Origin of the sequence: Myxococcus sp. CA033 (genome assembly GCF_013336625.1) — a bacterium.
Taxonomy (GTDB): domain Bacteria; phylum Myxococcota; class Myxococcia; order Myxococcales; family Myxococcaceae; genus Myxococcus; species Myxococcus llanfairpwllgwyngyllgogerychwyrndrobwllllantysiliogogogochensis.
In genome coordinates, this window is sequence record NZ_JABUMU010000013.1 from 97,173 (window position 1) to 113,733 (window position 16,561).

At 68.7% G+C, this 16,561-nt stretch carries 15 protein-coding genes; 6 read left to right on the plus strand and 9 right to left on the minus strand.

Annotated features, from left to right (window positions below):
* Nucleotides 1–269: 269 nt before the first annotated feature.
* Nucleotides 270–1,403, minus strand: a complete 1,134-nt coding sequence (locus HUA78_RS27025) for an App1 family protein (protein WP_141641880.1) — start codon at nucleotides 1,401–1,403, stop codon at nucleotides 270–272.
* A 148-nt stretch (nucleotides 1,404–1,551) separates the two neighbouring features.
* Here HUA78_RS27025 and HUA78_RS27030 point away from each other — a divergent pair, with 148 nt between their 5' ends.
* Nucleotides 1,552–1,986, plus strand: a complete 435-nt coding sequence (locus tag HUA78_RS27030) for a DUF6209 family protein (RefSeq protein WP_174456043.1) — start codon at nucleotides 1,552–1,554, stop codon at nucleotides 1,984–1,986.
* A 46-nt stretch (nucleotides 1,987–2,032) separates the two neighbouring features.
* Here HUA78_RS27030 and HUA78_RS27035 read toward each other — a convergent pair whose 3' ends face one another.
* The 4 genes from HUA78_RS27035 to HUA78_RS27050 all read right to left on the minus strand — a co-directional run bounded on the left by HUA78_RS27035 (nucleotide 2,033) and on the right by HUA78_RS27050 (nucleotide 6,869).
* Nucleotides 2,033–2,551 (minus strand): hypothetical protein, encoded by a 519-nt coding sequence (locus HUA78_RS27035; protein ID WP_141641878.1) that lies wholly within the window; start codon nucleotides 2,549–2,551, stop codon nucleotides 2,033–2,035.
* Between the two features lie 81 nt (nucleotides 2,552–2,632).
* Entirely contained in the window at nucleotides 2,633–3,793 is a 1,161-nt protein-coding gene (locus HUA78_RS27040) for an L-dopachrome tautomerase-related protein (RefSeq protein ID WP_174477444.1), read from the minus strand.
* Between the two features lie 117 nt (nucleotides 3,794–3,910).
* Nucleotides 3,911–5,767 (minus strand): glycoside hydrolase family 15 protein, encoded by a 1,857-nt coding sequence (locus HUA78_RS27045; RefSeq protein ID WP_174456045.1) that lies wholly within the window; start codon nucleotides 5,765–5,767, stop codon nucleotides 3,911–3,913.
* 13 nt (nucleotides 5,768–5,780) lie between these two features.
* On the minus strand, nucleotides 5,781–6,869 hold the full coding sequence (locus HUA78_RS27050) for a glucose 1-dehydrogenase (protein WP_174456046.1): 1,089 nt from the start codon (nucleotides 6,867–6,869) through the stop codon (nucleotides 5,781–5,783).
* 179 nt (nucleotides 6,870–7,048) lie between these two features.
* On the opposite strand from HUA78_RS27050, the gene HUA78_RS27055 reads away from it, so the two are divergent.
* Together HUA78_RS27055 and HUA78_RS27060 are read left to right on the plus strand one after the other, a co-directional pair.
* Nucleotides 7,049–7,624: a hypothetical protein gene (locus HUA78_RS27055; RefSeq protein ID WP_174477445.1), complete on the plus strand. Its 576-nt coding sequence runs from the start codon at nucleotides 7,049–7,051 to the stop codon at nucleotides 7,622–7,624.
* Between the two features lie 110 nt (nucleotides 7,625–7,734).
* The gene (locus HUA78_RS27060) at nucleotides 7,735–8,445 is read left to right on the plus strand and encodes a tetratricopeptide repeat protein (protein ID WP_174477446.1); all 711 of its coding nucleotides are present in this window, start codon (nucleotides 7,735–7,737) and stop codon (nucleotides 8,443–8,445) included.
* A gap of 41 nt (nucleotides 8,446–8,486) precedes the next feature.
* Here the strand turns inward: HUA78_RS27060 and HUA78_RS27065 are convergent, their stop codons facing one another.
* Nucleotides 8,487–10,175, minus strand: a complete 1,689-nt coding sequence (locus HUA78_RS27065; protein WP_174477447.1) for a serine/threonine-protein kinase — start codon at nucleotides 10,173–10,175, stop codon at nucleotides 8,487–8,489.
* Nucleotides 10,176–10,430: 255 nt separating this feature from the next.
* Here HUA78_RS27065 and HUA78_RS27070 point away from each other — a divergent pair, with 255 nt between their 5' ends.
* The 3 genes from HUA78_RS27070 (at nucleotide 10,431) to HUA78_RS27080 (ending at nucleotide 13,222) form a co-directional block, all read left to right on the plus strand.
* Nucleotides 10,431–11,342 carry an ABC transporter ATP-binding protein gene (locus tag HUA78_RS27070; protein ID WP_246137084.1) on the plus strand — a complete coding sequence of 304 codons (912 nt, stop codon included), beginning with the start codon at nucleotides 10,431–10,433 and terminating at the stop codon, nucleotides 11,340–11,342.
* 3 nt (nucleotides 11,343–11,345) lie between these two features.
* Nucleotides 11,346–12,125 (plus strand): ABC transporter permease, encoded by a 780-nt coding sequence (locus tag HUA78_RS27075; protein WP_371745670.1) that lies wholly within the window; start codon nucleotides 11,346–11,348, stop codon nucleotides 12,123–12,125.
* A gap of 80 nt (nucleotides 12,126–12,205) precedes the next feature.
* The gene (locus HUA78_RS27080; protein ID WP_141641871.1) at nucleotides 12,206–13,222 is read left to right on the plus strand and encodes an ABC transporter substrate-binding protein; all 1,017 of its coding nucleotides are present in this window, start codon (nucleotides 12,206–12,208) and stop codon (nucleotides 13,220–13,222) included.
* A gap of 55 nt (nucleotides 13,223–13,277) precedes the next feature.
* Here the strand turns inward: HUA78_RS27080 and HUA78_RS27085 are convergent, their stop codons facing one another.
* The 3 genes from HUA78_RS27085 to HUA78_RS27095 all read right to left on the minus strand — a co-directional run bounded on the left by HUA78_RS27085 (nucleotide 13,278) and on the right by HUA78_RS27095 (nucleotide 16,524).
* Nucleotides 13,278–13,730 (minus strand): macro domain-containing protein, encoded by a 453-nt coding sequence (locus tag HUA78_RS27085; RefSeq protein WP_174460323.1) that lies wholly within the window; start codon nucleotides 13,728–13,730, stop codon nucleotides 13,278–13,280.
* The gene (locus HUA78_RS27090; protein WP_217442611.1) at nucleotides 13,723–14,871 is read right to left on the minus strand and encodes a hypothetical protein; all 1,149 of its coding nucleotides are present in this window, start codon (nucleotides 14,869–14,871) and stop codon (nucleotides 13,723–13,725) included. Before HUA78_RS27090 ends, HUA78_RS27085 begins: the two co-directional genes overlap by 8 nt.
* A 408-nt stretch (nucleotides 14,872–15,279) precedes the next feature.
* Nucleotides 15,280–16,524 (minus strand): HlyD family efflux transporter periplasmic adaptor subunit, encoded by a 1,245-nt coding sequence (locus HUA78_RS27095; protein ID WP_174477449.1) that lies wholly within the window; start codon nucleotides 16,522–16,524, stop codon nucleotides 15,280–15,282.
* Nucleotides 16,525–16,561 lie beyond the last annotated feature (37 nt).

A 16,561-nucleotide genomic window follows, 5' to 3' on the forward strand; every position in this document is an offset into this window, starting at 1 on the left:
GCGCGGGGTGCGCAGGGGCGGACGCTGACGCGCCCTCGGCGCACACACCTGCTTGGGCGTCCTCGAACACCGCCAGACCCCACGCGCCTGGGACCAGCGCGGTGAGTGACCAGCAAAACGGATGCACCAGGTGGCCACGCGAGAACTCGCTTCCCTCAGGGATGTGGAAACAACGGACAGACCGGATAATCAGGTGCGCCTGTGCCACAACTGAAGGTTGGAATTCAAGCATTGCTCACAAAATGATGCCGACGCTGTAATTTCGTAAGTCAGCCTCCGAGGTCCCTGGAGACCTCCTCACGACGATGGGCCTCCACCTCGAGGACCTCCTTCCACTGAATCCACCCGGAGCGGGCCGCGTGGCGGGCAGCCGTCGTGGTGTCGTCCACGACGAGCAGCTGGCTGCCAGCGTCGCGGATGTCGGCGGCGATGCGCTCCAGCTCGCGTGCGCGGTCGGGGTGGCCGGGCACGTTGCGGATGTAGACGCAGAGGACGCGGCCGGGGAACTCGCGGACGATGGTGCGGTAGTGCTCCGCGTCCTCCTGGCCGCTGTCGCCGATGAGGATGAAGGGCAGGTGCTCCAAGTCGCCAAGCAGCCCGCGCATCTTGTCCAGCTTGTGGCCGTGGCCGCCGCCGGGCGCGAAGCCCTGGCTGGACAGGCCCCAGTCGCGCAGCAGCAGCGGGCCGGTGGGGATGTGGTGCAGCGCGAGGAACTCGTCCAGGTGCTCGTACAGATTCCACGGGCTGCTGGAGACGTAGAAGATGGGGTTGTCGCCCGTCCCCTCGGCGCCCGCCTGGAGCGCGGCGTAGAAGGCGTCCACGCCCGGGAAGGGCAGGCGCACGCGGTGCTCGGTGAGGAACAAGGCCCAGGCGCGCTTGAGCGGGTCCGTCACGCCAGTGACGATGACGGTGTCGTCGATGTCGCTGATGACGCCGTAGCTCGCGCTCGCGCCGGCCACTCGCACGGGGGCCGCCACGCGAGGCACTCCTTCCGGCTCCGGCGACAACAGCTCCAGCTCCACCATGTGCCAGCCGGAGCGCACGCCCTCCGGAGGGGTCACCCACAGCTCCAGGAAGCCCTCCTCGTCGGTGGTGCCCTCCCAGCGCTTGTCGCCCCAGCGCACCGCCACGTGGGCGCCCGCGATTTCGCGCGTCATGTAGCGCTTGTAGGAGGCCACCGCGCTGCTCCACAGCGTGTGGCGCTGCTTCTGCGGGCGGATGTGGCGGTCCTCCAGGACGCGGGCCTTGATGACGGCGCGCTCGGAGGTGCCATGGCCCCGGTAGGGGAGGATGCGCAGCGGCGGGGCGATGCCCAGCGAGCGGCGCAAGCTCCGGCTCATCGCGTCATAGTGGGCGTCGACGCGGACGGCGAGTCGGTAGAAGGCGAGTCTTGGGTCGGCCATGGCGCGGAGCGTAAGGAGTGGGGGAGCCCGACTGTAGAAGACTCCGGGGCGGCTCGCGGGGCAAAGCCGCGAGGAAGTCGCCGTGGCCCGTGGAGCCGTCGGCCCGCGTATCCCTGGTGCCGTGCCTCTTTCGACAAGGAGTCCTGCCTTGCTGCGTCGTCACTTCCGGTGGTTGCTGGCCGCTGTCTCGCTGCTCGTCGCCTCGGTGGCCGTGTCTCAAACGGCGCCGAGCATCACCTTCCAGTCCCCGTCCCAGGGCTGGAATGTCTTCGCCTCCTCCAACCCGCTGCCCTTCGGCGGCGCCGTGAGCATCGTCTACGACGCCTCGCGATTGACGCAGTGCCGGGGCAACATCAACGCCAACACGCCGGGGTGGACGATTACCGGCCACTACCAGTTCAACAACGGCCCGGTGCAGAGCTTCTGGGTGGCGGGCTTCTCGTCCACGCCCAACCCGCCCGCGCCGTCGATTCCGCTCAACACGCGCGGCGACCTGGCCATCTGGTTCGAGAACACCAGCCGCTGGGGCTGCCAGGCGTGGGACTCCAACTTCGGCAACAACTACCACTTCAACGTGCAGTGACGTGACTCAAGCGCGCGAGGCTTCACGGGCCTCGCGCGCTCCAAAGTCATGAGGGCCGGGTGACGAGCTCCGCGCGGCCGATGGGGCTCTCTCCCTTGGCGAGCAGCGCGCGGGCGGCGAGCACGGACACGCAATCCTCCGTGCTGTGGATGTCGCCGTAGAAGGTGAGCAGCGTGGCCGGGTCCACCACGCGCACGCCGCGCGCCTCCACCGACGGGACGCTCCGGACGAAGACGTCGAGGATGACCTTGCCGCCCGCGTCATGCCGCGCGTAGCGGTAGAAGTGCGTGCTCGTCGCGTCGAAGCGCGTCCAGATGCGGTGGTAGCCCCGGGCGGTGAGCACCGGGACGACCTCCGGGAAGCGCGAGGGCTCCACGAAGAGGTCCACGTCCTTGTGGTCGTGGAAGAGCTTCAGCTCCTCATGCGGGGGCGCCATGAAGTGCCACGCCCAACCGCCGGACACCGTCACCCACGGCGCCAGCGCGAGCACTTCCTCCTCGCTGACGCGCAGTCGCTCGGGGTTCCAGGGCTCGTTCGCCCGCTTCGGATTGCGTGGGTCTCCCATGGCCGTGTCCTTTCGTGCGCCGGCCGGACGCGGGCGGACAAGGGCGGCTGACACGGGTGGAGACTCGCCGGGCGCCGGGCCTCACATGCCGGCGATGCCGCCGATGCCGGGCTTGAAGCGCCAGATGAAGTAGGGGCCGTTCGCCGCGATGTGCGCCTTGGACTGGAGCATGTGGTGGGGAATGGCGCTGTCGGCCACGTAGAGCCAGCCGTCCGGCCCGTGGTTGAGCGCGTCCGCCCAGCGGATGCGCGGGGACTTCACCAGCGTCTCCAGCCGTCCATCCGGACTCATGCGCAGCACGGCCCCGTGCTCCACGTCCGTCATCAGCACGTTGCCTTGCGCGTCCGCGCTGAGCCCGTCGTTGAGCGGCTTGCGGCCCACGGCCTGGAGCCGCTGGGCGAGCGCCTCGTCATCCAGGCTGGCGTCGCGCAGGTCCTGGGTGCGCACCCGGTACATGGTGTCGTGGTTCATCGCGGCGAACCACAGCCACTCGTCGCTCGGGTCCAGGGCGATGCCGTCCACGCCGCACTTCAGCGCGGCGAGCCCGCCGAAGAACACCATCTCCTTGATGGGATTGCGGATGACGAAGTCGCGCGGGAAGACGGACTCGTGTTTCTCCAGCACGCGGCGCGCCTGCTTCGCGGCCACGTCGTAGACGATGAGCGCGGGCGAGCGGCGCCAGAAGCCCACGTCCGCGATGAACACCGTGCCGCCCTGGGCATCGACCCGCAGGTCCTGGAGGAAGGAGCCTGGCGGCGCGACTTGCGGCGGGAAGTCGAACTCGTGCGCGAGGTGCCCGTTGGCCAGGTCGAAGGCGAGCAGTCGCGGCACGCCGAGGCCGTGATTGCCATGGTCGATGGTCCACAGCCAGTCACGCCGGTCGATGGTGATGCCGAGCACCGTGTCGAAGAGCCTCTTCTGGAGCGCCTCCGCGGGGAACGGCACGGCCTTGCCGTCCACCCACTCCCACAGCTTCGCGCCCTCCGGCCGACTCTCCGGGTGGAGCGTGTAGAACAGGCGCCCCGTCGAGGACACCGCCACGTTGCCGATGGGCTCCGCGCTGCGCACCACCTCTTCGAGCGCGCTGTCCGGCAACAGGGGCATGCCCGTCACGTCCGGGTACGGTTCGCCTCCCCCGTAGCGAAGGCGCACGCCGAGGGTCGCGAGCACCAGCAACCCCACGACGGCGACAACGCCCTTGAGGACGCGGAGGACACGAGCGCCGGGTGCGGGGGAGGACACGGGGACGGACGGAAGCGGAGCGGCCATGAAGGGAACCGGAGAGGTGAGCCCACCTGACGCGGTGGAGCCTCACTCTCCCTCAATACGGAGGCCGACGACGAGTGGTTCTGCGTCCCGTCAGTCCTTGCGCCCCAGCGTCCGGTCCAGGTTGTACGCGGCGCTGATGAGCGACAGGTGGGTGAGCGCCTGCGGGAAGTTGCCAAGCGACTCGCCCGACATGCCCGTCTGCTCCGCGTACAGCCCCACGTGGTTGGCGTAGCCCAGCATCCGCTCGAAGGTGAGCCGCGCCTCCTCCAGCAAATCCGGCCGCACCGGGTTCGCTCGCGTCATCGCCTCCACCAACCAGAAGCTGCACAGGTTGAAGGTGCCCTCGCTGCCGGCGATGCCGTCCAGCGTGGCCTCCACGTCGTAGCGGAACACCAGCCCGTCCGACGTCAGCCCGCCCTTCGATGGCGGCTGGCGCATGTGGTCCAGCGTGGAGATCATCCGCGGGTCCACCGGCGACAGGAAGAACACCAGCGGCATCAGCAGATTCGCCGCATCCAGCGTGTCCTTCCCATACGCCTGGATGAAGGAGCCGCGCTCCTCGCTCCAGCCCCGCGCCATGATGTCCTCGAAGATGGCGTCGCGCGTCGCGAGCCACCGGGGTCGGTCCGCCGGGAAGCTGCGCTTGTCCGCCAGCCGGATGGCCCGGTCCACCGCCACCCAGCACATCAGCTTCGAATACACGAAGTGCCGCCGCCCTCCGCGCACCTCCCAGATGCCCTCGTCCGGCTGGTTCCAGTGCTCGCACACCCAATCCACCAGCCTCCGCAGGTGCCGCCAGAAGTCGTAGGAGATGGGCGCCGCGTACTTGTTGAACAGGTACACCGAGTCCATCAGCTCGCCATAGATGTCGAGCTGGAGCTGGTCCGCGGCCCCGTTGCCGATGCGCACCGGCTTCGCGCCGCCATAGCCCGCCAGGTGCGGCAGCTCCACCTCGTCCGGCACCCGGCTGCCATCCAACGAGAACATCAGCGGCAGCGGCCCGTCCCCCTGCTCCGCGCACCGCGCCTCCACCCACCGCATGAAGGCCGCCGCCTCCTTCTTGAAGCCGATGCGCAGGAACGCATAGACGGTGAAGGCCGCGTCCCGCAGCCAGCAGTAACGGTAGTCCCAGTTGCGGGTGCCACCGGGTGACTCGGGCAGACTGCACGTGGGCGCCGCGACAATCGCGCCCGTCGGGGCGAACGTCATCAGCTTCAGCGCCAGCGCCGAGCGCTGCACCGTCTCCCTCCAGCGCCCCGTGTACTGACAGCCCGACAGCCAGTGGCGCCAGTACTCCACCGTGGCGCGAAAGACCTTCTCCGCCGAGTCGTGGCTGTGCACCAGCTCCTCGCACGACACCCGCATCCCCTCGCGCAGCGTGAAGACGGCGGACTCGTTCTCCCGCAGCACGAAGCTCGCCGTGACACCCCGCTCCGCGCGCCGCATGGGCACGGAGGACGCCAGGGTGAGCTGGAGCTTCTCCGACTCGAAGGCGGCCCCGCCGGCGATGAGGTGCGTCGTGTGCGTGTCCCGCGCGTAGTTGAAGGCCGGGAAGCACTCCATCTCGAACGCCATCTCTCCGCGCACCACGCGCACGCGCCGGAGCACCTCGCGCACGTCCTTCTCGTCATCCCGCCCCATGGGCATGAAGTCGATGAGCTCCCCCACGCCGTCCGGCGTGTAGAAGCGCGTCACCAGCACGTTGGTGTCCGGCCAGTAGAACTGCTTGCACATCACTCCGTCCGGCTGGGGATGGAGGCGCCAGTGGCCACCCTTCTCCGGGTCCAGCAGCGCGGCGAAGACACTGGGACTGTCGAAGTGCGGGTAGCACATCCAGTCGATGGTGCCCTCGTTGCCTATCAGCGCCACCGTGCGCAGGTCGCCAATGACGCCGTGGTCCTCGATGGGCACCGAGCCCCCCGCCACCGAATGTCTGCCTCCCTGCATACGCACCTCGCCCTCAGCTGAAGGTGATGACCTGCTTGATTCCCTTGCCCGCCTTGCCCGTCACCACGTCGAGGAAGGCCTCCGGCGGATGGCGCGAGGTGATGAGCCGCTCCAGCCCCCCCGGCCAGCGCGCACGGAAGCGAGCCAGGTCCTCCAGCGCCGCGTCGAAGTCCGTGGCCGCCGCGTTCACCGTGCCCAGCAGCACCTGGTTGCGCAGCACCACCTGCTTGAGGAACTCCGCGCCCTCGAGCGTCAGCGGCTGTTTGTCCGACGGCACCCCCGTGAAGATGAGGACGCCATTGTTCGCCAGCGCCTCGAGCGCGTCGAACGCCGGCTTCACCACGCCGGTGGCCTCGTAGATGACGTCCGCGGGACCCACGCGGCGGACCAGCTCAGCCGGGGACACGTCCTGGGTGGAGAGGTAGGGCGCGCCCACCGCCTCCGCCGCGTCCGCCTTCGGGTTCGGCTTGCGGCTGTGCGAGTACACCGTGGTGGCGAAGCCCCGCCGCAGCAGCGTCAGCACCGCGAGCTGTCCCACCGGACCCGCGCCCAGCACCACCGCGCGCCCCGGTGCGGGCCGCCACGGCAGGCGCTCCTGGATGTGCTCCCACTGGCGCAGGCCCTTCTCGGCGATGGTCAGCGGCTCGGTGAGCACGGCGACCTCGCGCAGCTCCGTGGGCACTCGGTGCACATACGCCACGTCCTCCACGAAGTGCTCCGAGCAGAAGCCATGGGCCTCCTTGATGCCGCGCTCGGTGAAGTCCCCGGTGATGCAGAAATCGGGATGACCGCCGCGACACGCGGGACAGGTGGCGTGAGGACACGGCCTGCGCACGCGCGGGACGACGAGGTCCCCGACTTGAAGCCCCTTCACGGCCGAGCCCACCTCCACCACCTCGCCCAGACACTCGTGGCCGAGGATGAGGAAGTCCGAGCCCGGAGGCGGCGAGCCGTAGGTGAACGAGACGATGTCCTTGTCCGTGCCGCACACGCCCACCTCGCGGGTGCGCACCTTCACCTGAGTGGGAGACTGGAGCTGGGGCTCTGGCGCGTCGATGACGCGCACCTCTTTCTTCCCGGGAAAGACGGCGACGGCCTTCATGCGCGGCTCCTGCCCATTCGAGTGCCGAATCCTGGTTGAGGTGTTCACCGCGCGGCTGGGACACCAGGGTCAAGGGTTGGGGGGTACACAGCGCCCGGTCGCCCGCTGACCGGGGGCGGCTGTCGACGAGTGCACGAAACCGCTGCCAGCCGGAGGCTCCCGGTCTATGAGTGGTGACCGTGAGCGAGCCCCTTCCCGCTGCCCCCACCGACGACACGCCCCTCGCCAGCCGCTCCACGGCCATTGGCACCGCGGCCTTCCTCCTCCTCGCCCTGCCCTTCCTGGTGTTCGGCCTGTGGCTCCTGGACGGAAAGTCGCGGATGGACCTCCGCTGTGAGCCGGGTGGGCCCTGCACACTCACTCGCTCCGGGTGGCTCACGCGCGAGCCTTTGGCCACGCTGCCGCTGGACGCGATTCAGGCCGTCAAGGTGGAGCGCAGCCGCAGCGCCCGCCGCGCGTCCGTGCCCATCTTCCGACCCCAACTGGAGACGACGCAGGGCAAGCTGCCCCTCTTCGCGCAGTGGGCCACCGAGGAGGGCGAGGCCACCGCCGTGAAGGAGCAGGTGGAGCGCTACCTCGCCGCGCCGGGCGCGGGACCGCTGGAGGTGACCCGGGATGACCGGCGCGCGTCCCTGCGCGTGGGCGGCGCCTTCACCGGCGTGGGCGTGGCGCTGTTCATCTTCAGCCTGTGGCTGGCGTGGCGCACGCGGACCCACCGCCGCGCCGAGCGGGCCGCTCAGGCTTCAGCGGCCTGACACGGTCACTCCGCACCCGGTCAACCCCAGACATCCAGCGCGCGTCCCGTGGGCTTGCCGCCCCAGGGGGTGGATTCCTGTCCACGGGCTCCGTGCTAGCTTTGCCAGACATGGAAGCTTCGACGAACCCGAGAAGCTGGGGGGCCTGGATGGTGGTGCTGTGCGCCTGGCTCGCGCCGGGACTGGCCACCGCGAATCCCCCTGAGGCCGAAGACCCTTCGGGGCTCTTCCGCCACCGCATCGAGCGCGCGGGGACGCTGTACGAGTCGCTGGAGTACGAGAAGGCCCTCAACTGGCTGACGCAGGCGAAGCAGGTCGCGTCCACCACCGACGAGCAGGTGGAGGTGGCGCTCTATCGCGGGCTGGTGCTCGCGGACCTGGGCCGCAGGAAGCAGGCGCTGGAGGAGTTCCGCACCGGCCTCACACTGCGGCCCCTGGCGAAGCTGCCTGTCGCGGCGGCGCCCAAGGTGGAGCGGGACTTCGAGTCGGTGCGCAAGCAGGTGCAGCTCAAGCAGGGCACCGAGTCCGCGAAGGCCGCACCCGTGGAGGCACCACCCCCCGTCGTCGAGGAACCGAAGGCCGTCGCGCCCGCGCCCGTGGAGAAGCAGGCGGACGCCACGCCCGAGCCGAAGCCGCTGCCCATCCACGAGTCGAAGCCAGGCTTGCGTTCGCGCCTGGGCGCCGCGGGCTCCTCGCTGGGAAAGAATGTCGGCTCGGCGCTGGGCTCCGCGCTGGACACGGTGATGGGCCCGAAAGACAAGCCCGCGACTCCGCCACCCGAGCAGCCCGAGCCCGCCGCCGCCGCGAAAGATGAGCCGTAAGCGCTCCGTCCCGCCGCCCGCCACGCGGGATGAATCTCGGCTCAGTCCTCCTGCAACAGATTGAGCTTGAAGACATTGGCCACGCCCGCCTTCACCTCGAAGCTGCGCGTCACCTTCTTCCCCAATCGCGGGTTGACGGCCGTCACGGTATGGACGCCCGCTGGGACGTCGATGACGGCGAGCGGTGTTTCGCCCAGCAGCCTTTTGTCGAGATACACGACGGCATAGGGGCGGATGCGAAACTCCACCGAGCCCAGCGCGCGCTTCACCGCTGGTGACGCGGGCTCCTTGCTCTCCACAGGCTTGTCACTCGCGGGAGGCACCACGGGCGCGAGCAGGTCGAAGTCGTCTGTGTCGGGGGGCCCTTCGTCCTGCTCCCGCTTCACCGCGAGCTGGGCCTCCAGTTCGGCCTCGTCCGGCTTCTCCTCCACGCCCTTCGTGCCCTTCGTGTCCGCGGGGACCGTGGGCGGCGCGGCGGCCACGAGCGCGGGAGTCCCTGGTGCCTGCGTCGCCGCTCCCGGCTGAGTCTGGGGCACAGGGGACGGAGTTCCTCCGAGCAGCGCGTAACCACCCCCCGCGACGAGCAGCGCCGCACCCACGAGCACCACCGGCACGAGCCTCTTCTTCCGCGCGGCGCCCGCCTCCGAGCGAGGACGCTGCTCCGTGTCCTGTTCGAACACCGAGGGAGCGGGCGGGTCCTGTGTCTCGGGGTGCTGCCTTCGCGAGGGGCCGGAGGGCACCGTGCGCTCGGGCGTCTCCACCCGAGCGTCCCGCGGCTCGGGCCGAGACGACATCGGCGCGGGCGTCGGAACGAGGCGCTCCTCCACCACCTGCCCGACGGCCTGGGCAATCTGATACGCGCCCACCGGCTCGCCCAGGGACAACACGAAGCGCTCCAGGTCCGCATGAAGCGCGCGACAGTCCGCGTAGCGGTCCTCGCGGTCCTTGTGCAGCGCCCGGGTGATGATGGCTTGAAGGGCGCTGGGAACATCCTTGCGATGACGGCTCACGGGCACCGGCTCGCTCGAGACGATGGCCTGCATCATCGCCAGCTCCGAGGGCCCATCGAAGGGCAGACGTCCCGTGAGCAGCTCGTACAGCACCACGCCGAGCGCATACACATCCACGCGCCGGTCCAGCGGGTCCGCCCGCACCTGCTCGGGCGGCATGTACGCGACCTTGCCCTTCACGATGCCGGTCTGCGTGCGGTGCTTCTGTCCCGCCACCTTGGCGATGCCGAAGTCCACCACCTTCACCGCGCCCTGCCGGGACACCAGGATGTTGTCCGGGCTCACGTCGCGGTGAATCAACCCGAGCGGCTGGCCCGTCGTCGGGTCCGCGAACTCATGCGCGAAGGCGAGGCCCTCCGCCGCCTGCGCCACGACCTTGGCGCAGATGCCGGGGGCCAGCGGCTGTCCCCGCGTCGCGGCCTGTCGCTGCCAGCGCCGCAGGTTGGGCCCGTCGATGAGCTCCATCGTCAGGAAGTAGCTGCCCTCGGCTTCACCGAAGTCGAAAATCTGGACGACGTTCGGGTGGTTGAGCCCCGCGACGAGCCGCGCTTCGCCGAGGAACATCTCCACGAAGGACGGGTCCTCCGCCAGATGCGGGAGGATGCGCTTGAGCACCAGCGTCTTCTCGAAGCCCCCGGGCCCGGCCGCCTTCGCCAGGAACACCTCCGCCATGCCTCCGGTCGCCAGCTTGCGGACGAGTTCGTATTTCCCCAGGTGCATTGGCGGGAGATTCCCCCAGGTCTCTCTCCAAGGGAACCCCCACACCTGCCCTCCGGTCCGGGACAGCCGGGCGGGCACCGGAAGCAAGCGCCTCCGGAGTCCCTACGTTTCAGAAGCCGAGGTCACGAAGTGCTTGTACCCACGTCCAAGCACCGGGCCTCCCTGGTTGCTGGACGAGGAAGCAGGATGGCGAGCGCTCTCGAAGCGGCTCGCCACCCCCTTCCGCCCTGCCCACATGTGCCTAGTTTGTGGCCGATGCTGCGTGCCCTCCTTGGCCGATGGCGAAGCTCGCTGCGCCTGCTCCGGCCAGCGCACGTGGAGGCCGACCACGCGAAAATCTCCGTCACCCAGCTGGGCCACCGCTACGCCAACAAGGTCGTGGCGCTCCAGGACGTGGACCTGAACGTCCGCTCGGGGGAGCTCGTCTGCCTTCTGGGTCCTTCGGGCTGCGGCAAGTCCACGCTGCTCTACGCGCTGGCCGGCCATGTGCAGCCCACCGGCGGCACGGTGTCCATTGATGGACAACGCATCCGAGGCCCCGGGCCGGACAGGCTCCTGATGTTCCAGGAGGCGGCCCTCTTCCCGTGGCTCACGGTGCGCGGAAACATCACCTTCGCCCTGGCCGCGCGAGGTGTGCCGCGCTCCCAGCGCAAGGAGCGCGCGGACCAGTACATCCGCCGCGTACAGCTCCAGGGCTTCGAGGAGACGCTGCCGCACCAGCTCTCCGGCGGCATGAAGATGCGCGCCAGCCTGGCGCGGGCGCTCGCGGTGGACCCGACGGTGCTGCTCATGGACGAGCCCTTCGGCTCGCTGGACGCGCAGACGCGCATCCACATGCAGGAGATGCTTCAGTCCATCTGGATGCGCACCCACAAGACGATTGTGTTCGTCACGCACGACGTGCACGAGGCGCTGATGCTGGGCACCCGCGTCGTCCTGATGGCGCCGAGGCCGGGGCGCATCGTGAGGGACTTGGAGGTCCACCTGCCCATGCCGCGACACCCGGAGGACGCGGCGCTCACGGAGATGGTCCGCCATGTCCAGGGACTCTTGCGCGAGGTGGAGCGAAACACCCTGCCGGAAGCGACACCGCCGCGGGCGACCGCGTCCACGACGGCGTCGACCCACACGCTGCCCGCGTCGGGACTGACTCGGCCCGTGAGGTGAGCCATGAAGCGCGATGCCCCCTTGAAGAACTACGGGCAGAAGCTGGGCCTGATGCTGTTGCTGCTGGGCGCCTGGGAGGGCCTGTCCCGGCTGGGCATCTGGTCTCCGTACCTCTTCCCCGGACCGGTGACGGTGGCCAAGAGCCTGTGGAGCATGGCGGTCGACGGGCGGCTGTTGGATGCCACGCTGCGCTCCCTGGGGCGACTGGGCCGTGCCTATCTGATGTCGGTGGCCATCGGCGTTCCGCTGGGTCTGCTGATGGCGCGGCTGGCCTTCTTCCGCAACGCGGTGAAGCCGGTGGTGATGGGGCTGCAGGCGCTGCCGTCCATCTGCTGGCTGCCGCTGGCGCTCCTGTGGTTCGGGCTGACGGACACGTCCATCCTCTTCGTCGTGGTGATGGGCAGTGTGCTGGGCATCGCCATCGCCACGGAGGACAGCGTGCAGGGCGTGGACCCGCAGCTGTTGCGAGTGGCCAGCACGCTGGGCGTTCGCGGCCTGCGCTTCCAGTTCGGCGTGTTGTTGCCGGCGGCGCTGCCGGGCATCGTCACGGGGCTCAAGCTGGGGTGGAGCTTCGCGTGGCGCGCGCTGCTGGCCGGCGAGCTGTTGTTCGTCTCGGGGGGCCTGGGACAGCTGCTCACGGTGGGTCGCGAGCTGATGGACGTTCCTCAAGTGATGGCGGTGATGGTGGCCATCATCCTCATCGGCATCACCGTGGACCGTGTCTTCTTCCAGACGGTGGAGGGGCGGTTGCGGCGTCGGTGGGGGCTGGAAGGCACGCTGTGAGGCGTGGGACGTGAAGCGCCCGACGCTTGTGCTTCGACACCCGTTGCCAACCCGTCCCGCCGTCCCACTCTTGGGTGCCTATGCGCGCCTTTCGTTCCCTGGCTGTCCTTGTTCTCGCTGGCCTCGCGGGGCTGGGGGTCGGTTGCAAGCGTGACGCGTCTGGCGGTGCCGACGCGCCCTTGCGCATGGGGTTCTTCCCCAACATCACGCATGCGCAGGCGCTGGTGGGCAACGCGGAGGGCGCCTTCGCGGCGGAGCCTGGCGTGGGGAAGCTGGAGGTGAAGCAGTTCAACGCGGGGCCCGCGGCCATGGAGGCGCTGGTGGGCGGCTCGCTGGACGTGTCGTATGTGGGCACGGGGCCCGCCATCAACACGTACCTCAAGGCGGGCAAGGACCTGCGCATCATCGCGGGCGCGGTGAATGGCGGGGCGGTGCTGGTGACGCGCACGGCGAAGTCGGCGGCGGAGCTGAAGGGGAAGAAAATCGCGACGCCCCAGCTTGGCAACACGCAGGACATCGCGCTGCGCCACTGGCTGAAGCAGCAGGGCTTGAGCACGAACCTGGATGGACAGGGTGACGTGCAGATTGTGCCGCTGACGAACTCGGACATCCTGGTGCAGTACCTGCGGGGAGGAATCGAGGGCGCGTGGGTGCCGGAGCCCTGGGGCACGCGGATGCTGCTGGAGCCGGAGGGTGGCGGACAGATTCTCGTGGATGAGAAGACGCTGTGGCCCGAGGGGCGCTTTCCCACCACGGTGATAGTGACGACGCGCAAGGTGCTGGAGACGCAGCGTCCGCGCATCGTCGCGCTGCTGCGCGCGCACGTGAAGCTGACCGAGCGGTGGCAGCAGAACCCGAAGGGTTTCACGGCGGAGGTGAACCAGGCGTTCGGGAAGCTGACGCAGAAGCCGTTGCAGCCGGCGATTCTGCAGGGTGCGTTCTCACGACTGGAGCCGAGTCTGGACCCGGTGCCCACGGCGCTGAGCACCGCCGCGAAGCATGCGCAGGAGCTGGGCTTCATCCCCACCTCGGACATCAACGGGCTGGTGGATTTGAGCGCGCTGAATGAGGCGCGGGGGAGCGGGGCGAAGAACTGAGGGACTGCTCTGGTCCGACACGAAGGGCCGCGCGGGACCTCAGGGAACGGGTGCGTCAGCCGGGGGGATAGACGAGCACCCGAACGGAGGAGATTCGCGCGAAGGACTCCTGGATGAAGGGGAAGACCTCCGTCCACGCCAGGCCTCCATTTCCGCAGCCCAGGGCGGGAACGGCCAGTGATTGAATCCCCCGGCGTTGGACCTCCTCGACGAGGGACTCGAGGCCCGTGCGAATCCACTCCAGGCGCGAAGGCTGGCGCCAGCTCCGCTTCGTCGGGAAGTTGATGATCCACCGCGGGCCCTTCAGCGCTCCCAGGTCGAAGACATGGACGCGGCCCGTCTCGAGGCGACCCGCCTTCGCCTCGCGTTCGTACTCCTTGAACATCGCGGGGAAGGCTCGCTTGAACTGGAGTGCGATGCCCTTGCCCATCACTCCTTCCGTGTTGACGGCGTTGATGAGCGCCTGGACGTCCGCTTGAAGGAGATTGCCTTCGGCGAGTTCAATCATGGGTGCTCCTCTTGATGGGTTTTCGCGGCGGGAGCGACACCTTCCTGTCTGGCGCACCACCTGGAGGACCCCTTGTGGAGAACGGTGGATAGCCTTCCTGCTGGTACATCAGGCGCGTGTCATCGTTGGTGAGCCGGTCGGGATTGAAGAGCACTTGAATGTACGTGTGGTGCTCGTCCACGGCGCAGACCTTCAGGTTCACCCATACAGGGGCCTTCCCATCCACCCAGAGGTAACGGGCGGCCTGCTTCTCCTCCACTCCCATCAGCACCTCTGGCCGCAGGAGCCGGCCTCCCAGGAACTTCACGCGGCCATCCTTCTCGGGCGGCCACTCCGCGGCCTTGAAGTCGAAGCGCAGAGAGGGAGGGAGCGTCTCCGTCACCAGCATCTCCCCAAGCTGACGGCACGCTTCAGCGGCACGGTGCAATCGGTCCCAGAAGTCCTTGAAGTTGATGGGGCGGAACTCCTGCGCGATTGGAGTGTCCTTCTTCACGCCCGCGAATGACCCTCCTGTTCCCTGGAAGGTCACCACACCCTCCTCCAGGACAGGCTCTCCCGGTGGAGCGGTGAAGACTTCGTGCGGCGGCTTCCTGCCTCGGAACAAGACCCGGTGCCACATCCCCACGGCTTCACACAGCACGGCCTGGGCGGAACCGCGCCATTCGCGGGTGGTTCCCGGAGGAAACTTCACTCCCACCAACACTCCGCTGCGTCCCTGTGACGGGGCTTCACAGAAGAAGGTCGTCGTCCGCCGTGGCTCCGGTGTGGGCACGGTCATCGACCAGAAGGGTTCCACCGTGACGGCATGCTCGACCACGACGACTCCGGGCCACTGTTTCTCCGCGCAGAGTCGAATCGCGGTCTTCAACCACACGGGCTCCGCGGGGACCTCCACCGCGTATCGATTCGCAACCAGATGACCCCGGTCCCGAAGCATGCGCAGTTGTTTCAGTCGATACCCGGAGACAATCGCGGAGCAGAGACACCCGAGGACGAACTCCGTGAAGGCATCAGGGACAGGTTCGGCGGTGATGAGGTCGATGTCGACGCCACCATCGACGAGTGGAAGAAGATAGATGCCGACGGCGCATTCACCGTTCTCGTCGAGAACAGCGCCTTCCACACTTGCCCACTTCTGCATCTCCAGGTTTTTGGAGACCAGGATGTACCGAGGGAAAGGGTTCGGGATCCGTCCCTCTTCGAAAAGGATTCTCCAAGCCTGGCTACACACGAGCTTGGGCCACCTTCGTCTCAGTCCGCGGACGAATCGCTGAGCCACCGACTGCGCGACTTCGCCACTGATGGAGAAGTCATTGTCCACGCCGCTCTCAGCCATGCGCACTCCCCCACCAGGACTCCACCCTGAGCAGTAGTGCCACGCGTGCGGAGTCTCTGTCCATGCCTCCAGCCGACGCCTTCAACGGAACGTTCATGAGGGTTCGACCCGGATAGGCCTCGACGTTCGGCGGGCCTCCGCTGCTGGACATCGGCGCCACCTACGCCATTGATGTCACAGGCTGGCGGATCCTCTCCGTGCAGCAGTAGCGACTCAGTGACCCAGGCTGTCCACGCCGCGCAGTGGGCGCATCAGCGCGGAGATGAGCCGCTCGCGTCGCACGACGAATTCCGCAGTGCCCGTCATCCCCGGACGCAGCCGCACGGGCACTCCCGCCGTGGAGCGGGGCTCACCGGGGACTTTCACGTCGACGCGATAGGGCGCGGCGCCCAGCGTGTCCTCCTGCCGCCGCGTCGTGTCCCCCGCGATTCGCGACAGCTCCCCCAACAGAACGCCGAAGTCCTGGAAGGGATACGCGTCCAGCTTGATGCGCACCGGCTGCCCGTCTCGCAGGAAGGCGATGCCCTCCGATGCCACCACCGTGCGCAGCACGAGCCCATCCTCCGATGGCACCACCAGCGCGAGCACACTCCCCGCCTGCACCACGTCCCCTCGGTCGAACACCGTCAACCCTTGCACCGTGCCCGCTCGCGGCGCCACCACCTCCAGCCGCGCGGCCTCCAATCGCGTCTCCTCCAGTTCCCCCGTGTAGCGCTCCAACTCCACCTTCGCCGCCGACAGCGCAGCTCCATCCGAGAGCGAAGCCACGCGCGAGTCACCCTCCAGCCCACGCTGCTCCAACTCCAATCGCCCCAGGCTCGCTTCCAGTTCGCGCACGGAGGCCTGCGCCGCCACCACCTGCGAGCGCGCCACCTCCGCTTGCACGGACGCGTTCTCCGCTTCCACCGAGGCGACGAATTCCTTCTCGCGCAGATGTTCAGCGTTCCGAGCGTCCCTTGAGCGCGCCTCCGCCTCACGCTCCTTCGCGTGGATGAGCGCTCGCGCCGCCTCCAGTCGAGCCGCTGTCTCCAACGCCGTCGCCTTGCGCACGCGAACCTGCATCCCGAACGACTCCGTCCGCGACGCCACCAGCGCCTCCAGCATCACCACCCGCGAGCGCACTTCCACCACCTGCTGCTCCAGCAACCTCACCCGCGAGCGCACCTGCGCGTCATCCAGGCGCAACAGGACAGCGCCCTGCTCCACCTGCTGTCCCTCGCGCACCGCGATGTCCAACACCACACCGGAGCGCGGCGCCTGCACTCGCGCCGTCTCCCCCACGGGAGCCACCACGGCCTGGCCCCGGACCACCACATCCATCTCGACGAAGAACAGCGCACCGAAACCCAGCAGCGCCAGCCCCGCGCACACCGCATACAGCCCACGCAGCACGCGGCGCGTCCGAGGAAAGTCGAGGACCGGCAACAGCTCCCGATAGGTGTCCTCAATCACCGCCATGACCATCCTCCGCTCCATGGAGCTTCCCCGCGCCGCT

Coding starts and splice junctions, on each gene's coding strand:
- HUA78_RS27025 (WP_141641880.1), bottom strand. CDS start 1,403: ATGGCCGACCCAAGACTCGCCTTCTACCGACTCGCCGTCCGCGTCGAC.
- HUA78_RS27035 (WP_141641878.1), bottom strand. CDS start 2,551: ATGGGAGACCCACGCAATCCGAAGCGGGCGAACGAGCCCTGGAACCCC.
- HUA78_RS27045 (WP_174456045.1), bottom strand. CDS start 5,767: ATGCAGGGAGGCAGACATTCGGTGGCGGGGGGCTCGGTGCCCATCGAG.
- HUA78_RS27050 (WP_174456046.1), bottom strand. CDS start 6,869: ATGAAGGCCGTCGCCGTCTTTCCCGGGAAGAAAGAGGTGCGCGTCATC.
- HUA78_RS27060 (WP_174477446.1), top strand. CDS start 7,735: ATGGAAGCTTCGACGAACCCGAGAAGCTGGGGGGCCTGGATGGTGGTG.
- HUA78_RS27065 (WP_174477447.1), bottom strand. CDS start 10,175: ATGCACCTGGGGAAATACGAACTCGTCCGCAAGCTGGCGACCGGAGGC.
- HUA78_RS27070 (WP_246137084.1), top strand. CDS start 10,431: ATGCTGCGTGCCCTCCTTGGCCGATGGCGAAGCTCGCTGCGCCTGCTC.
- HUA78_RS27075 (WP_371745670.1), top strand. CDS start 11,346: ATGAAGCGCGATGCCCCCTTGAAGAACTACGGGCAGAAGCTGGGCCTG.
- HUA78_RS27080 (WP_141641871.1), top strand. CDS start 12,206: ATGCGCGCCTTTCGTTCCCTGGCTGTCCTTGTTCTCGCTGGCCTCGCG.
- HUA78_RS27085 (WP_174460323.1), bottom strand. CDS start 13,730: ATGATTGAACTCGCCGAAGGCAATCTCCTTCAAGCGGACGTCCAGGCG.
- HUA78_RS27090 (WP_217442611.1), bottom strand. CDS start 14,871: ATGCAGAAGTGGGCAAGTGTGGAAGGCGCTGTTCTCGACGAGAACGGT.
- HUA78_RS27095 (WP_174477449.1), bottom strand. CDS start 16,524: ATGGCGGTGATTGAGGACACCTATCGGGAGCTGTTGCCGGTCCTCGAC.